The sequence below is a fragment of the Amycolatopsis sp. NBC_01480 genome, assembly GCF_036227205.1.
GTDB lineage: Bacteria > Actinomycetota > Actinomycetes > Mycobacteriales > Pseudonocardiaceae > Amycolatopsis.
The window spans coordinates 1,056,450-1,071,308 of record NZ_CP109442.1; the positions used below are offsets into that span (position 1 = coordinate 1,056,450).

At 70.7% G+C, this 14,859-nt stretch carries 16 protein-coding genes; 10 read left to right on the plus strand and 6 right to left on the minus strand.

Going from position 1 to position 14,859, the window contains the following annotated elements; all coding sequences use genetic code 11:
• Positions 1–10: 10 nt before the first annotated feature.
• Positions 11–3,007: an AfsR/SARP family transcriptional regulator gene (locus OG371_RS04950; protein WP_329065985.1), complete on the minus strand. Its 2,997-nt coding sequence runs from the start codon at positions 3,005–3,007 to the stop codon at positions 11–13.
• Between the two features lie 250 nt (positions 3,008–3,257).
• On the opposite strand from OG371_RS04950, the gene OG371_RS04955 reads away from it, so the two are divergent.
• Positions 3,258–3,824, plus strand: coding sequence for a GNAT family N-acetyltransferase (locus OG371_RS04955; RefSeq protein WP_329065987.1), 567 nt, complete (start codon positions 3,258–3,260; stop codon positions 3,822–3,824).
• A 46-nt stretch (positions 3,825–3,870) separates the two neighbouring features.
• Here OG371_RS04955 and OG371_RS04960 read toward each other — a convergent pair whose 3' ends face one another.
• Positions 3,871–4,470, minus strand: coding sequence for a response regulator transcription factor (locus tag OG371_RS04960; RefSeq protein WP_329065989.1), 600 nt, complete (start codon positions 4,468–4,470; stop codon positions 3,871–3,873).
• A gap of 793 nt (positions 4,471–5,263) precedes the next feature.
• On the opposite strand from OG371_RS04960, the gene OG371_RS04965 reads away from it, so the two are divergent.
• From OG371_RS04965 to OG371_RS04975, 3 genes are read left to right on the plus strand one after another with little or no spacing between them, the layout of a single operon-like run.
• Positions 5,264–5,929, plus strand: coding sequence for a YbaB/EbfC family nucleoid-associated protein (locus tag OG371_RS04965; RefSeq protein WP_329065990.1), 666 nt, complete (start codon positions 5,264–5,266; stop codon positions 5,927–5,929).
• Complete coding sequence (locus OG371_RS04970; RefSeq protein ID WP_329065992.1) at positions 5,923–6,261, plus strand: type VII secretion target; 339 nt, start codon at positions 5,923–5,925, stop codon at positions 6,259–6,261. Before OG371_RS04965 ends, OG371_RS04970 begins: the two co-directional genes overlap by 7 nt.
• Positions 6,258–7,508: a methyl-accepting chemotaxis protein gene (locus tag OG371_RS04975; RefSeq protein WP_329065994.1), complete on the plus strand. Its 1,251-nt coding sequence runs from the start codon at positions 6,258–6,260 to the stop codon at positions 7,506–7,508. The genes OG371_RS04970 and OG371_RS04975 overlap by 4 nt, the downstream gene beginning before the upstream one ends.
• Before the next feature lie 123 nt (positions 7,509–7,631).
• Here the strand turns inward: OG371_RS04975 and OG371_RS04980 are convergent, their stop codons facing one another.
• Positions 7,632–8,537, minus strand: a complete 906-nt coding sequence (locus tag OG371_RS04980; RefSeq protein ID WP_329065996.1) for an alpha/beta fold hydrolase — start codon at positions 8,535–8,537, stop codon at positions 7,632–7,634.
• 121 nt (positions 8,538–8,658) lie between these two features.
• Positions 8,659–9,066 (minus strand): RidA family protein, encoded by a 408-nt coding sequence (locus OG371_RS04985; protein WP_329065998.1) that lies wholly within the window; start codon positions 9,064–9,066, stop codon positions 8,659–8,661.
• A gap of 66 nt (positions 9,067–9,132) precedes the next feature.
• Between OG371_RS04985 and OG371_RS04990 the strand changes: the two genes are divergently transcribed.
• From OG371_RS04990 to OG371_RS05000, 3 genes are all read left to right on the plus strand, one after another.
• Entirely contained in the window at positions 9,133–9,765 is a 633-nt protein-coding gene (locus OG371_RS04990) for a TetR/AcrR family transcriptional regulator (protein ID WP_329066000.1), read from the plus strand.
• A gap of 190 nt (positions 9,766–9,955) precedes the next feature.
• Positions 9,956–10,690 carry a helix-turn-helix domain-containing protein gene (locus tag OG371_RS04995; RefSeq protein WP_329066002.1) on the plus strand — a complete coding sequence of 245 codons (735 nt, stop codon included), beginning with the start codon at positions 9,956–9,958 and terminating at the stop codon, positions 10,688–10,690.
• Positions 10,691–10,800: 110 nt separating this feature from the next.
• On the plus strand, positions 10,801–11,280 hold the full coding sequence (locus OG371_RS05000; protein WP_329066004.1) for a hypothetical protein: 480 nt from the start codon (positions 10,801–10,803) through the stop codon (positions 11,278–11,280).
• 9 nt (positions 11,281–11,289) lie between these two features.
• Here the strand turns inward: OG371_RS05000 and OG371_RS05005 are convergent, their stop codons facing one another.
• Positions 11,290–11,895, minus strand: coding sequence for a methylated-DNA--[protein]-cysteine S-methyltransferase (locus OG371_RS05005; protein ID WP_329066006.1), 606 nt, complete (start codon positions 11,893–11,895; stop codon positions 11,290–11,292).
• Entirely contained in the window at positions 11,892–12,353 is a 462-nt protein-coding gene (locus tag OG371_RS05010) for a very short patch repair endonuclease (RefSeq protein ID WP_329066009.1), read from the minus strand. The genes OG371_RS05005 and OG371_RS05010 overlap by 4 nt, the downstream gene beginning before the upstream one ends.
• A 107-nt stretch (positions 12,354–12,460) precedes the next feature.
• Between OG371_RS05010 and OG371_RS05015 the strand changes: the two genes are divergently transcribed.
• The 3 genes from OG371_RS05015 (at position 12,461) to OG371_RS05025 (ending at position 14,854) form a co-directional block, all read left to right on the plus strand.
• Positions 12,461–13,513: an isocitrate lyase/phosphoenolpyruvate mutase family protein gene (locus tag OG371_RS05015; RefSeq protein ID WP_329066012.1), complete on the plus strand. Its 1,053-nt coding sequence runs from the start codon at positions 12,461–12,463 to the stop codon at positions 13,511–13,513.
• A 63-nt stretch (positions 13,514–13,576) separates the two neighbouring features.
• Positions 13,577–14,308, plus strand: a complete 732-nt coding sequence (locus OG371_RS05020) for a 2OG-Fe(II) oxygenase (protein WP_329066015.1) — start codon at positions 13,577–13,579, stop codon at positions 14,306–14,308.
• A 15-nt stretch (positions 14,309–14,323) separates the two neighbouring features.
• Positions 14,324–14,854: a hypothetical protein gene (locus OG371_RS05025; protein ID WP_329066017.1), complete on the plus strand. Its 531-nt coding sequence runs from the start codon at positions 14,324–14,326 to the stop codon at positions 14,852–14,854.
• The last annotated feature ends 5 nt before the right edge of the window (positions 14,855–14,859 follow it).

A 14,859-nucleotide genomic window follows, 5' to 3' on the forward strand; every position in this document is an offset into this window, starting at 1 on the left:
GGCTCCACCATTACGGGACAAAGAGGCAGCCATCCTCGTTCAGCAGGGCCAGCACGTCTTCGGCGTCGGGCAGGCCCAGGCGGACGAAAAGCGTGTGGGCGCGGCGCAGGTGGGCCAGCGCGGTGTCGGTGTCACCACGCTGGCGGAGTGTTCGCCCGAGCACGGTCAGTGCGTGCGCGAGATCCCGTTCGATGCCGAGTTCTTCGCAGCTGGCAACGGCTTCGGCGGCGTACTTCTCCGCCTCGTCGTACCGTCCCATCGCCCGCAGGGTTTCCGCGAGCCGGTACAGCGACTGCGAAGCGCGGTCCGGCAGTCCGGAAGCCCGGCAGGTGACCAAGCACGCAGTGAAATGCGAGACGGCCTCTTCGTACCGCCCGAGTTCGTGCAGGGCCAGGCCCAGGACGTAGTGACCGGAGGCCTTGCCCGGACGGTCGCCGAGGCTGTCGGTCAGCGCCAGCGCGGCTTCGCACGAGGGCACCGCTTCGGCGGCACGCCCGCTGCGGACCCGGGCCAGTCCGGCGTTCAGCATGGTCGCCGCCTCGGCCGAACGGTGGCCGAGCGCGCGGGCCAGCGCGACGGATTCGTCGTAACAGGCCAGGGCTTCCTCGAACCGGCGCAGGTACTGGCAGGCGACGCCGAGGTCGTTGAGCGCCTGCCGCAGGATGTCGCGTTCGCCGGTGCGGCGCGAGATGTCGACGGCCGCGCGGGCGTGCCGGGCGGCCTCGGCCGGACGGGACGCGCGCAGCGCCCCGATGGCGAGGATCAGCAGCGCCCGGGCTTCACTGGGCTCGTCTCCGCTGCGTTGCGCGGCTTCTCGCACGAAAGCCGCGGTGTCGGCGAGGCGGGGATAACGCGTGTCGTGGCTGAGCGGGCTGGTGCACAGCAGGAGGTCCGCGGCGACGCGCAGCCGTCCGGGATCCCGGGCGCCCGGCGCCGCCGCGGCCCGGCGCGCGACCGCCGTGACGATGTCGAACTCCTCGTTCGCCCAGGTCCGGGCGCCGTGGATGTCGGAGAACGTCAGCCCCGGCGAGGGCAGGGGCCCGACCAGGTTCGCGACCGGATCGCCCGGGACGACGTGGGCCAGCGCCGCACACGAGGTGGCGAGCAGGTGCTCCAGCAGCGCGCGCAACGCCACATCGGTCTCTTCCTCCGGCCGCTCCGCCGCGCGCTGTGCGGCGTAGACCCGCACCAGGGAGTGGTAGTGGTAACGGCCGGGCTCCGGTGACTCCAGCAGCGCCGCGTCCACCAGTGATTCCAGCAGGAGTTCCGCGGTGGCCTCCGGCGCGCCCAGCAGGGCCGCGGCCGAGTCGAGCGAGACGGTCGCGGCGCCCGGGACGGAAAGCAGCCGGAACGCCAGCGCCTGGGCGAAAGTCAGCTGCTGGTAGCTCAGCTCGAAGACCGCCCCGATGGCCAGGTCGCCCACCCGCAGCTCGCTGAGCCGGCGGCGCTCGTTGTCCACCCGGTCCGCCAGCGCCCCGATCGTCCAGCCGGGGCGGGCCGACAAGCGGTTCGCGACGATGCGCACGGCCAGTGGCAGCAGCCCGCACGTCTCGACCAGGCGCCGGGCCTGGTCCGGTTCGGCCGCGACCCGATCGGCGCCGATCACCGCGCTCAGCAGGCCGAGCGCCTCGTCGGGGGTGAACGCGTCCAGCGCGAGATGGGCGGTGAGCGGCAGCCCGGCCGGGACGGACCGGGTCGTCAGGATGACCCCGCACCCCGCCGAGCTGGGAATCATGTCGCGGACCTGCGCCGCGTCGCGGACGTTGTCCAGGACCAGCAGCACGCGACGGCCGTCCAGCAGGGAACGCAGCAGCGCGCGCCGATCCTCCAGCCGCTCGGGCACCGCCTCGGGCGCGATGCCCAGCGAGGTCAGGAAACCGGCCAGCACCGTGCTCGGCCCGGCCGGGTTCTCCCCCTCCCCGCCCAGGTCGGCGTGCAGCTGCCCGTCCGGATAGGACGAACGGACCCGGTGCGCCGCGCGCAGGGCGAGCGAGGTCTTGCCGATGCCGCCCATCCCGGCCACCGCGACGACGGCCGGGGTGCTGCGTCCGGGTTCGGTCAGCAGCGCGAGCAGCCGGTCGAGGCCCGCCGTGCGGCCGACGAAGTCCGGCAGGGTGGGCGGCAGCTGACGGGGCACGGGCAGCGGCGTGACGACCGGCTTCGCGGCCGGACTCTCACTCGCACCAACGGTTTCACCCGGTTCGAGGCCGGTCACCCCGGCCAGGACGGCGGCGTGCACCGCGGCCAGCTCCGGGCCCGGCTCCACACCCAGCTCGTCGACGATCCGGCGGCGGAAGCGGGTGTACACCGCGAGCGCGTCGGCCTGGCGGCCGGCCAGTTGCAGCGCGCGCATCAGCAGCCCGTGCGGACGTTCCCGCAACGGGTGCGCGGCGGTCAGCTCGGTCAGGGCCGAGGTCGCGAACATCTCCCCGTCGAGACGGAGCCGCAGGTCGAGCTGCTCTTCCAGCGCCACCAGGCGCAGCTCGCCGAGCCGGTCCCGCTGCCGCTGCGCGAACGGCCCCGGCACGCCGGCCAGCGGCTCCCCCCGCCACCGGCTGAGGGCCTCGGTGAGCAATTCGCAGGCCTGCCGCAGGTTTCCCTGGCCACGAGCCGTCGCGGCGCGGCTGATCAGGGACTCGGCCTGCGGCACGTCCAGCGCGTCCGGCGGGACGAGGAAGCGGTAGCCGTCCCCGTGGGAAACCAGCACTTGGGGCTGGGACGGATCGGGTTCGAGCAGGCGCCGCAGCCGCCAGGCGTACGTGCGGAGGGTGCGGATGCCGCCGCCGGCCGGCGGGAACTCCCAGACGGCGTCGACGATCTGCCGGGCCGACACGGTGCGGCCGGAATGCAGGAGCAGGTACGCGAGCATGGCCTGTTGCTGTGGCGGCCCCGCGCTGACCTCTTGGCCGTCCCGGTGGACGAGCATCGCGCCCAGCACGGCGAACCTCAACGGCTCGGAGCGGCCACCGGTCTCGTGCTCCGGTCCGCCGGCTTCCGCCTCTCCCACTTGCACCCCCCGCGGCAGCGTTCCGGGACGCCCCCACGGCCCTGCGATCAGTCCGGGCGCCTGGTCAACGACGGTGTTGATCGAACGCTGACCCCGCGTGGAACGCGGCTCGGCAGACTGGAAAAACGTCAATCGAAAGCACCATACAGGACATCCGCCGGGCCTCGGCCGGGAGCGACGGAGAGTAATGGCGACCGCCCCATCCGTCGCCGCCGGGCCTCGGCCGGCTCCGCCACGGATTGGAACCACCATGGACTTTCCCGCCGCTTACGACGCTGCCGCGGCCGGGTTGCTGCTGCGCCCGTACCGCGTGGCGGACGTGCCCAGCCTGGTCACCAACAGTAACGACGCGGAGACGCGCCCGTTCATGGCGGGCACGCCGGCCGAGCTGACCACCAAGGGCCTGCTGGAGTGGGTGCGGGAGATCGGCTCCCAGCGCTCGCCCGACCCGGACCGGCTCAGTTACGCGGTGGCCGACCCGGCCACCGACGAGCTGCTGGCCGGCGTCGTCATCCACGTGACGCGACGCCGCGACGTCGCCGAGCTGGTTTTCTGGGTTTGCGCGGACGTGCGCGATCGGGGCGTCGGCACCCGCGTGGCCCGCGCGTCGAGCGAACTCTGCTTCACCCGGGGAATCCACCGGGTCGAGCTGGTCATCCGGCCGGACGACATCCGCAGCCGGCACTTGGCCAAAGCCGTCGGCTTCCAGCGCGAGGCCCACCTTCGCGAGGTCCTGCCCGGCAGCGGCGTCAGCTTCGGCTCGAACACGGAGCGTCAGGACGGCGAGCTCTGGGCGCACCTGCGCACCGACGCCTGAACGCTTTCCCCGCCCGCTCCGGACGGGGAAAGCGTTTCCGTTCACCTCAGATGATCCCGGCACGCAGCGCGTACGCGACCGCGTGCGACCGGTTGCGCAGACCCAGCCGGTGGGTGAGCGAGTAGATGATGTTCTTCACGGTGTGGTCCGCGTAGCGCATACGGCGGGCGATTTCGTTGGTGTCACAGCCTTCCGCCATCAGCCGGACCACCGCGACCTCCCGCTGGGACAGCACGTGCTTGCGTCTCGCGCCCGAGGCGCCCTGCCGGGTTTTCCGTTCCTGCGCCAGCAATCGGAGCCCGGCCGTGTCCACCGCGGCCGCGCGGACGCACCGCGGCAGCCGCTCGTCGACGACAGCGGCGCGAGGCAGCACCGCGACCACCGACGGTTCCAGCGTCGAGGGCAGCTCCACCTCTTCGGCCGGATCCATCAGCAGGACAACGGGTTTGGCCGCGGCGCCGAGCGCGGCCTCCAGCTCGGCGACCGCCGCCGGGTCCAGCTCGTCGAAGGCGGCGACGATGACGTCGGCCCGCTTCCGGGTCTCCCCCCGGCCGACGACCATGCCCTGACGTCCGCTCAGGCAGGCGACCAGCCCGGCCCCGGTAAGGGGATCGAGGGCATGCACCGCCACCAGAACGTCCTCCACGGGATCCTCCTCAGAACTCTCCGCCGGACCACGGTCGCGTCCGGACATGGCCCACCGCTTTTCGGTGCGCAGAACGAAGCCAAGCTGCTGGTAAGCCTCCGGCCGCCCCTGGAGAGAAGACGCCTGTACCGGCCGGCGGTTGCCGCCGTTCCCGGTTTCCGGTGCCGTCGTGGTACTTCTCTCCCGGGCTGGTTCAGACCAGGAAACCTTCGCCACCAGTGAACACCCTGCCGCTACGGCACACTCAAGTCCGGATCTCGTAACAAAGCCCGGGAGCGGCATGGTTGCCCCGCCGAGCCCCATCCGTTGCCCGGCAACGCCTTGGTGCCGGAACGGATGCAGCAGATACCCCCGTCTGCGCGTCGTTTCCTGCCCGCGCCAACGAATTCGGCCGTCCGCGCCCACTGATCCGGCCTTACGCGCCCCATTCCGGGGCCCATTCGCAGGCGACGTCCTGAAGTACGGCTCGCCGGACCGGTCGCGCCGCCAAACGATCACCGTCAGTAAGCGCCAGGACTGATGCCGATGACAGAAGCGGCCATGACTGCCGCCGTCCAGCGGGCCCACGCGGTCGGGTGACCAAGCGTCACTTGGAGTGGCCGGTCGGGCGATGATCCACTAAATTTATGACGCACATCACTGGCGTCAGGGGTTGAGTATGCCGCTACGGCACGGTGTTCCATAGCCCCTTTAGGTAAAGGCGAGGTGAATGGCGCCCAGCCGTTTCACCACGTCCACCCATCCTTCTGGCAACCCTAGTGGTGACCCTGTACGGACCTACGCGAGGCGGCGCATGCAACCCAACCTTCAACCCGGCGAGGACTTCGCCCTGCTACTGGAGCGAGAAGCCCGGAAGCTCCAGGAAAAGGGCGAGGCCCTGGCCGCGGCGTTCGCCGCGTCCGGCTCCACCGTGCGGTCCTCGGACGGCTCGGTGACCGTGAAAGTGGAAGCCAACGGCTCGCTCAGCTCCATCGAGTTCGGCAACCGCGCCTGCGCGATGGGCCCGGCCAATCTGTCCAGCCTGGTCATGAAGACCGTGCGCGAGGCCCAGCTCAAGACCGCCGGCAAGGTCGCCGAGTCCTACACCGAGATCAACGGCGACGACCAGGCCGCGGAGCTGGTCCGCACCTTCCTGCCGAAGGTCGAGGACACCGGGGAAAGCGCTTCCGGGAACCCCGAGCAGGACAAGTGGGCCCCGGAGGCGCACGAGGAGGAGCCGCCGCCGGCCGCGCGCCGGATGCCGCCGCCGCAGGGCCGCCCGATGCCGCCGCAGCCCGGGCGTCCCGTGCCACCGCCGCCGGGTGGCGCCCTGCCACCGCGGCCGGGCCGCCCGATGCCGCCCCCGCAAAGTGGCCCGCCGCCGCAGCCGGGCCGCCCCGTCCGGCCGCCGAACCCCGCGGCACCCCCGCCCCGGCGGCCGCACGCCGACCCGGACGACGATGAAATGAGCCCATGGTGAGCGACGGAATCAAAACCCAATACGAGGCGCTTCGCGCTTTCGCCACCAATCTCGACAAGATCGAAGAGCAGTTGCAGAAGAGCGGCGACATGGTGGGCAGCTGCGTCGGCGACCCCGGCATCTTCGGCATCACCGGCGGCCAGCTCTACGGGGCCGGCGCCAGCATGCACTGCGCGAAGGCGCGGGACCACCTGCACGACTACTCGGCGAAGGTCAAGGACTTCTCCGACAAGGTGCGCGATTCCGCGAAGCTGTACGAGGAGGGCGACAAGAACGCCGAGGACTCGGTCATGAACGCGGCCAAGGGCCTCGAAGAGGTGAAGGTCAAGTGAGCGACGAGTACCACCGCGGCGATGTCGGGAACAACGCCGGGATCAGCGCCGGCGATTTCAAGGACCCGGAGAACCCGGGCGGCGGCGACAGTGCCGGCGCGGGCTTCTTCGACACGGCGTTCGGGCTGAAGAAGGCGGTTGCCTCCGGTGACAGCCTCAGCATCGGGATGGCCTCGGTCGGCATGGCGGTCGACATCCTCGGCATGGTCCTCGACCCGCTCGGCTCGCTGCTCACCGCCGGGATCGGCTGGCTGATCGAGCACCTGGTCATCTTCCGCTGGCCGCTGGACGTCCTGATGGGCGACCCGAAGGGCATCGAGGCGGCCAAGAACGCGATCTGGGACGAGGGCAAGAAGGTCAAGGAACTCTCCGAGCAGCACAAGACGGCCACCGGCGAGGTGATGAAGAGCTGGACCGGCCAGGCCGCCGACCAGTTCCGCACCGACATGGAGGGCGTCGGCGCCCAGATCGACGCGCTGTCCGACTACGTCAACTTCGCCGGCAAGCAGATGGCGATCGCGGGCGGCCTGATCGGCACCGTGCGCGGCATCGTCCGCGACATCATCGCGATGACGCTGGCCGGCATCCTCAAGGCCGCGATCATCGCGGTGGCGCTGGCGCCGGTGACGTTCGGCGGCTCGATCGTCGCGGCGATCACCAGCACGATCATCGAAGTCGGCGTCGCGATCGGCAAGATCGGCACGAAGATCGCCGACCTGGCCAAGAAGCTCGCCGAGATGATCAAGCTGCTGGCCAAGACGCGCGGCGCGGCCGACGAGGTCGTGAAGGCCACGGTCGGCGGCAACCTCGGCAAGATCAAGGTGCCGAATTCCGGGCCGCACACCCCCAAGCCGCCGCCCGACAAGCCGATGATCAAGGAGAACGGCGAGGGCCCCGAGCCCAAGCCGGGCGACAAGGACCCCGCCAAGCCGGACCCGAAGAAGCCGGAGAAGCTCGGCGACATGGTCACCCGCGTGGTCCGCGACAAGCTGGAAAAGGAACTGCGAAGCGAGGTGAAAACGCAGAAAGACCAGGTGGAAATGGACGACGCCCTCAAGAATTTCGACAAGTGGTGCGGCGCGCCGATCACCCTCACCAGCGGCAATTCCAAGAAGGCCCTGGAGGGGATCGAGAAGATCGTGAAGATCATGAGCGACCCCACGTACGGCGCCCAGGGCATGGGCGGCAAAATCATTGTCGACATGATGAAGGCCATTCCGCCTGCCGCGGAAGAGGAGCCGAAGTAAGACGCGAAATAACCGGCGCCGGTCTCCGTTGACTGCGCTGGGCCACCGAAAAGCCTCGCCGCCGGCCCGCTCGATCTCGGGCCGCGGCGAGGCTTTTCTTACGCCCCAGCGCCGGCCTGCCGGCTACCGGTTGCCGCCGAGGAAGTCCTCCAGGATCTCGGTGAACCGCGCCGGCTGCTCCTCGGCCACGTAATGGCCGCACTCGTCGACGACCACCTCGGTCACGTCGCCGGCCGCGAGCCGCATCGTCTCGGCGGCCGCCGCGCCGCTGTACCGCGCGCCGCCGACGGCGAGCACCGGCAGCGTCAGCCGGGTCTTGCGGCGCCGCTCGTTCTGCGCGATCGTCTCGTCCAGCGCCCGGTAGTACCCGAAGCTCCCCTGCAGCCCGCGAGGATCCGCGACGATCGCATCGACGTAGACATCAACGGCGTACGCGGGGATCGCGTCCGGCGTGGCTGCCTTCTTGGCGAATTGGTAGCCGAAGAAGAGCCGCTCCCGGCCGCGGACCAGTTCCTCGTTGAGGTCGGTGAGCCGGTTGAAGCCGAAGTGCCAGAACCGCTGGCTGGCCGCGGCCGGGCTGAAAACCGCCGGGGTCGGCGTGAGGCCGGGGATGATGGCGTCGACGACGGCGAGCCGGCCCACCCGCTCGGGATGATCGGCCGCGAGCGCGTATCCGGTCCACATACCGATGTCGTGGCCGACCACGTCGAACCGGTCGTGCCCGAGCTCGGCCATCAGCGCGACCAGGTCGGCGGCCAGCGTGCCGGCGTCGTAACCGTCTTCGGGCTTGTCGGAAAGCCCGGACCCCCGCGAGTCGACGGCGACGACGGTGTGCGCGCGGGCGAGCGCCGGCATCACCTCCCGCCAGGCGTACCAGGTCTGCGGCCACCCGCCGACCAGCAGCAGCGGCGGGCCTTCCCCGCCGGTGACCGCGTGCAGCCGCAGTCCGTCCAGCTCCACGAACCGGCTGGTGAAGACGTCGGTGAACCCGTCGGGCAGCTGCAGCGAACCCAAGTCGGCCGCGCTCATCTTGGAACGATCAGTGCAACTTGTCATGCCGGTGACCGTACCTCATCTTGGACCGATCGGTGCAAGATGAGGTACGGTCACCGGCCTTCGACGCGATGGGCCCGGCGCGGCACCTGCCCGGTCAGTCGAGGACCGCGGTGGCCTCGACCTCGACCAGGACGTCAGGCTCGGCCAGCGCGGCGACCCCGATCCCGGTCAGCGGCGGCATCGGGGTGACACCCAGTTTCGCCGACGCCCGCGCGACCCCCTCGGCGAACAGCGGCATCTTGTCCGGGGTCCAGTCGACCAGGTAGACGGTCAGCTTCACCACGTTGCCGAACGAGGCGCCGACTTCGGCCAGCGCGGTGCCGATGTTGAGGTAGCACTGCTCGACCTGGGCGGCGAAATCACCCTCGCCCACCTTGGCGCCGTCGGCGTCGCGGGCGATCTGGCCGGCGATGAAAACCAGCTTCGACCCGGTCGCGACCGCGACCTGCCGGTAAATACCGACCTCCGGCAGCCCCGCCGGGTTGACCAGGGTGATGGGCATGCTGACTCCTTGTCCGCGCGGGCTCCGTCCCCCAAACAATAACATTGCGATGTTATGGTTTGGCCCATGGTGAGGATGAAGGACCCCGCGGTCCGCACCCGGCTCCTCGAGCGCGCCGCGCACCTGCTGCGTACCCGCGAACCCCTCACCCTGCGCTCGCTGGTGGCTGGGACCGGGGTGTCGACGATGGCCGTGTACACCTACTTCGGCGACCTGGAAGGCGTCTGGAAAGCCTTGCGCCAGGAGGGTTTCACCCGCCTGGCGGCCAGGTTCGCGGAGGTGGCCGTGTCCGGGGACCCGGTCGAGGACCTGACCACCCTGGTCGCCGCCTACCTCGGCAACGCCCTCGACCACCCCGACCTGTACCGCGTCATGTTCGACGCGAACTTCGCCCTCGAAGACCTCAAGGCGGCGGACGCGACGCTGGAGCACCTGGTCCAAGCCGCCGGCCGGGCCCGGGCCGCCGGCCGCTTCCGCGCCGGGACCGTCCCGCTGGAGCTGGCGACCCAGAGCTGGACCATCGCCCACGGGCTGGCCTCACTGGTGGCGAACGGCCCGTTGCCCCGCGAAACGCTCGGCAACGGCGTCCCGCTGCTCACCGCGTTGTTCATCCACCGGGGCGACGATCCCCGCAAGTGCCGTCGCTCGGTCAAGAACGGCTGGAAGAACCTGCGTCTGCCGGACGAATCGCCGCGGTGACCCATCCCGGCCGGACCGGCCGACAGATGCCGCTGCCACACTTGATCAACCCCCGGCATCGGTGTGAGCTGCGCCACTCCCGGACGCGGGGCCCCGGCTGGGCTTGACCGTGCCGCACCGTCACGGTTTTGACTGGAATCCGCCGGCGTGCTCGCGCCGGCGGACCGCAGCGTGAAAGAGGTGGGTAGTCGTGGCCTGGAGCACCCGTGAGATCGCCGAACTCGCCGGCACGACTTTGCGGGCGGTCCGGCACTATCACACGATCGGCCTGCTCGACGAGCCCGAGCGGCGCGCCAACGGCTACAAGCAGTACGGCGTCGCGCACCTCGTGCGGATCCTGCGGATCAAGCGGCTGATCGACCTCGGCTTTTCGCTGGCCCAGATCTCCGCCATGGGCGACGCCGACGAGCATCCCGAAGAAGCGCTGCGCACGCTGGACTCGGATCTCGCCACGACGATCGAGCGGCTGCAGCGGATCCGGGTCGAGCTGGCCCTGATCCTGCGCGATGCCGCGCCGACCGACCTGCCGCTGGACTTCGGCCCGATCTCCACCGAGGCCGGGCTTTCGGCCAGCGACCGCTCGTTCATCGTCGTGCTGACCCGGGTGCTCGGCCCGCGCGGACTCCAGGCCTACGCCGAGATGCTCCAGACGTACCAGGCGAAACCCGAGGTGGCCGCCTTCGACCACCTGCCCGCCGACGCCGACGAGCAGACCCGCGCCGAACTGGCCCAGCAGCTGTACCCGCACGTCCACGGCCTGATCGCCGAACACCCCGAGCTGGACACCCTCAACAACGACGCACCGGGCGGGCCGCGGTTCGCCGCGCAGACCGTCGTCCAGGCCATTCAGGATCTTTACAACCCGGCTCAGATCGACGTGATGCGCCGCATCGCGCTGCTGGACCAGGCACCCGAAAAGAACTGACCACCCACTGACCCGAAGCTCGAAGCGCCGCTTTTCGCGCCCTTTTCATGCTCCTCGCGCGCCCTTTCACGCCCAAAAACAGGTACCTCAACCCTCAAGAAAGGTTCATCATGGAATCCGTCATCTCTTCGCTCTCCGGTGTTGTCGGCGGACTGAACCCGGTGGTGCAATTCCTCGCCGTGTTTGTCATCGGCATCGTGCCGTTCCTGGAATCGCACGTCGGCGCGCTCGTCGGCACGCTCACCGGGGTCCCGGTTGTGCTCGCCGCCATCGCCGCCATCGGGGGCAACCTGCTCGCCCTCGCCATCGCCACCCGGGCCGGCGGCGCCGTCGCCCGGCGCGTCGCGGCCCGGCGTACGTCCGGCCCGAGCCCGCGGGCTGAGAAGGTCCTCGCCAAGGTCGACCGTTTCGGTGTGCCGGTCGCCTGCCTGCTCGGCCCGTTCGTGCTGGCCACCGCGTTGTCCACGTTCATCATGCTCAGCGCCGGGCTCGACCGCCGCAAGGTGCTCACCTGGCAGATCACCGCGGTGGTCGCGTGGGGCATCGCGTTCGCCTCGATCGCCTTCGGGACGGTCAACGCGCTGAGCTGACCGGGCCCGTCATCGCGCGCCTTCCATGGCCAGCAACGTCAACTTCGCCGCTTCACCGCCCCGATAGCGCCCAGCGGCCCCGTCCGATCGGACGACCCGGTGACAGGGGACGACCAGCGGCACTGGGTTGGTCGCGCACGCGGTGCCTGCGGCCCGGACGGCGCGCGGACTGCCCGCGGCCGCCGCCATCTGCGCGTAACTTCGGGTGTGGCCAAAGGGAATGTCGTTCAGCCGGTCGAGGACCGAACGCCGGAAGCCCTTCGCCAGCCGGAGGTCGACCGGGACCCCGAACCGGCGCCGGTCGGCCGCGAAGTACTCGTCGAGTTCCCGGGCGACCGGGTCGAGCCGGCCCCGGGCCGCGAGCACCCGCGGGCTGACCGCGGTGGCGAGCGACTCGAGCACGGCGTTGTGGTCCTCGCTCTCGAACGCCACCCGCACGAGCCCCTTGGGGGTCGCCGCCAGCAGCAGCCGTCCGACCGGGGAGTCGACGGTGCGGTAGGCGACGTCGAGGACCCCCTCGGCCTGCGCCTGCCCGGTCAGCTTGGTGTGCAGGGAATCCAGCACTTCATCGTCCACATCGGACAAGTCCGCGGACTCCCGGTCGATCAGCGTCATGTCAGGCCTTCCTTCGGTTGGGGTTCGACGGTTCGCACGGCGGCGACCACGCGGGCCGCGGCGGCGTCCGGGGCTTCGTGCTCCCAGACGCGCAGGACCGCCCAGCCCGCTGCCCGCAACCGTTCGGTCGTGTCTTCGTCACGGGCGCGGTTCGCCCCGATCTTTTCGGCCCAGTACGGCCGATGGGTGGCCGGTTCGGTGTAGTGCTCCTCGCAGCCGTGCCAGAAGCAACCGTCGACGAACACCGCGACCTTCGCCCGGGTGAACACCAGGTCCGCCCGGCGCCGGAGCGCGGCCACGGGCCGTGCGTCGACGCGGTACCGCAGCCCGGCCGCGTGCACCAGCCGCCGGACCGCGAGTTCGGGACTCGTGTCGCGCGAGCGGTTTCCTTGCATGGACCGCCGTACCGCGGGCGTCGAAGCCCACGACTCGGTGTCCCCAGTGGCCTTTCCGGTCATATCCGGTAGACGCCGGTGCCCGCCGGGATGTGAGATCGAAGTGCCGGGCACTTGATGGCACACTCGTCCTCAACGCGGCCTTCCCCGGCCGGAAACCAAGGAGTCACATGACTTTCGCCGAACTGCACCAGGGCCCCGAGCCGCTCGTGCTGCCCAACGCCTGGGACGTGCCGTCGGCACTGGCCCTGGTCGCGGAGGGATTCCCCGCCATCGGCACGACGAGCTTCGGCGTCGCTTCGAGCCAGGGGAACCCGGACGGCGGCCGCGCGAGCCGGGACGCGAACCTGGCGCTGGCGCGAGCCCTGCGCGCCCTGCCGGTGTACGTGAGCGTCGACATCGAGGACGGTTACTCCGACGACCCGGCCGAGGTGGCCGCGTACGTCGAGCAGCTCGCCGTCGCCGGGATCAACATCGAGGACAGCACCGCGGAACGGCTGGTCACGCCGGAACTATTGGCCGCCAAGGTCGCCGAGATCAAGCGGCGGAGCCCGGGGCTGTTCGTCAACGCGCGGGTCGACACCTACTGGCTGCGTCAGGACGCGGAGCCGGCGCCGACCCTCGAACGCGCAGCGGCGTACGTCCGGGCCGGTGCGGACGGGGTTTTCGTCCCCGGCGCGACCGACCCCGCCCTGCTGCGCGAACTCGCGGAAACCCTGCCCGTACCGGTGAACACCCTGCCGGTGCCCGGGCTCAGCGTGAACGCGCTGGGGCGGCTCGGCGTCCGCCGGGTGAGCACCGGGTCCCTGCCCTACCGGGCCGCGCTGAACGCCGCGGTCGAGGCGGCCCGCGCGGTACGGGACGGGCTCCAGGTGCCGCACGCCCTCGATTACCAGCGGATGCAGGAGCAGCTGACCGGATACCGCGATTCGGCGCCCGTGCCCGAGCTTCAGGTGATCGCCCGTTACCAGGTGCTCCCCGGCAACGAAGAGCAGGTCGACGAGCTGCTCGCCCAGCTGACCACGGCAACCCGGTCCGAGCCCGGCAACCTCGCCTTCGCTGCCTACCACGGGGCGGGCGAGATCGTCCTGCTGGAGCGTTACGCCTCGCGTGAAGCCTTTGCGCAGCACCGGGAAACGGGCCACTTCACGGAGCTGGTGCTCGGGCGGATCGTCCCCCTGCTGGAGAGCCGGACCGTCGAGGTCTACGACGTGACCTCCTGATTCTCACGTTTCGGCGGCGGCCGTCGTCTACCTGGTGAGACCCCGACGAAGGAGCTTCACCGGATGACTACGACAACAACGCGGAACCACTACGCCGACCGCGTCGGCACGGCCGATTGGGACGCGGTCAAAACCGGGCTGGACGACGTCGGCTGCGCCCTGCTCCCCCAGCTGCTGACGCCCGCGGAGTGCCGGCAGGTCATCGCCCTCTGGGACGAGCCGGACCGCTTCCGCGCGACGATCAACCTGCGCCGCCACCGGTTCGGCGATCACGGTGATTACAAGTACTTCCGTGAGCCGTTCCCCGAGCCCGTGCGGGCGCTGCGTGAGGCGCTGTACCCGCGACTGCTGCCGATCGCCCGGGACTGGTCGGAAAAACTCCGGTGGGAGGCCGAATGGCCGGAGACGCTCCAGGAGTGGCTCGAGGAGTGCCACCGCGCGGGCCAGGCCAAGCCGACCCCGATCCTCCTGCGGTACGAACCGGGCGGCTGGAACGCGCTGCACCGCGACCTGTACGGGGACAAGGTTTTCCCGCTGCAGGTGGTGCTGAACCTGAACGACCCCGGCACCGACCACACCGGCGGCGAGTTCCTGCTGACCGAGCAACGCCCGCGAGCCCAGTCCCGCGGCACCGCGACGCTCATCCCGCAGGGACACGGCCTGGCCTTCACCACCCGCGAAAAGCCGGTGCGCTCGGTTCGGGGCTGGTCGAGGGGACCGGTGCGGCACGGCGTTTCCGTGGTGCGCAGCGGAATGCGGCACACCCTGGGCTTGGTATTCCACGATGCAGCTTGACGCGGTGTTGTCCTGATGGCGCAGCACTTCGGCGTCGTACCGAGTGGGTTTTCCCCGCTCCCGCAACGCCCCGCCACACCTACTCTCCCGGCGCACCCGTGCGGCCCGGACGAGCTGGCAGCGCTCATCGGCGCCGCCCGCGCCGTCCGGCCCGCGCCGGTCAGCGCGGTCGTGGGCACCGCGTCGGACGTAATTTCCCGGGCGAACGGAGAGCTACTCGCTGCGGCCTGGGCGGATGGCGGTGGCACCGTGCTGGCCACCGTCCACTGGCCGGAGGCCGCTGCCTCGTGGCTCCGGCCGTCACGCCGGTTCGCCGCGCCGGAACCTGACGTGTGGCTGGTCGCCGCGACGGTGCCCGGCTGGGCGGCGATGGGCCGCAGGCTCGTGACGTCCACCGAGTGGTCGCCCGCGCGCACGTTCGTCACCGCGCCGCTGGCCGACCCCGAGCTGATCGCCCTGGGCGGGATCGGCACGTTCGACGGTCTGCGCGGCGCTTACCCGGACGGTCGCTTGTGGACGATCCAGCGAACCCTCCTCGAACCCTAACGGCG

What these genes read in the sequence shown, in the direction of transcription:
- OG371_RS04955 (WP_329065987.1), top strand. Translation starts at nt 3,258, where the DNA reads ATGGACTTTCCCGCCGCTTACGACGCTGCCGCGGCCGGGTTGCTGCTG.
- OG371_RS04965 (WP_329065990.1), top strand. Translation starts at nt 5,264, where the DNA reads ATGCAACCCAACCTTCAACCCGGCGAGGACTTCGCCCTGCTACTGGAG.
- OG371_RS04970 (WP_329065992.1), top strand. Translation starts at nt 5,923, where the DNA reads ATGGTGAGCGACGGAATCAAAACCCAATACGAGGCGCTTCGCGCTTTC.
- OG371_RS04980 (WP_329065996.1), bottom strand. Translation starts at nt 8,537, where the DNA reads ATGAGCGCGGCCGACTTGGGTTCGCTGCAGCTGCCCGACGGGTTCACC.
- OG371_RS04985 (WP_329065998.1), bottom strand. Translation starts at nt 9,066, where the DNA reads ATGCCCATCACCCTGGTCAACCCGGCGGGGCTGCCGGAGGTCGGTATT.
- OG371_RS04990 (WP_329066000.1), top strand. Translation starts at nt 9,133, where the DNA reads ATGGTGAGGATGAAGGACCCCGCGGTCCGCACCCGGCTCCTCGAGCGC.
- OG371_RS05000 (WP_329066004.1), top strand. Translation starts at nt 10,801, where the DNA reads ATGGAATCCGTCATCTCTTCGCTCTCCGGTGTTGTCGGCGGACTGAAC.
- OG371_RS05005 (WP_329066006.1), bottom strand. Translation starts at nt 11,895, where the DNA reads ATGACGCTGATCGACCGGGAGTCCGCGGACTTGTCCGATGTGGACGAT.
- OG371_RS05010 (WP_329066009.1), bottom strand. Translation starts at nt 12,353, where the DNA reads ATGACCGGAAAGGCCACTGGGGACACCGAGTCGTGGGCTTCGACGCCC.
- OG371_RS05015 (WP_329066012.1), top strand. Translation starts at nt 12,461, where the DNA reads ATGACTTTCGCCGAACTGCACCAGGGCCCCGAGCCGCTCGTGCTGCCC.
- OG371_RS05020 (WP_329066015.1), top strand. Translation starts at nt 13,577, where the DNA reads ATGACTACGACAACAACGCGGAACCACTACGCCGACCGCGTCGGCACG.
- OG371_RS05025 (WP_329066017.1), top strand. Translation starts at nt 14,324, where the DNA reads ATGGCGCAGCACTTCGGCGTCGTACCGAGTGGGTTTTCCCCGCTCCCG.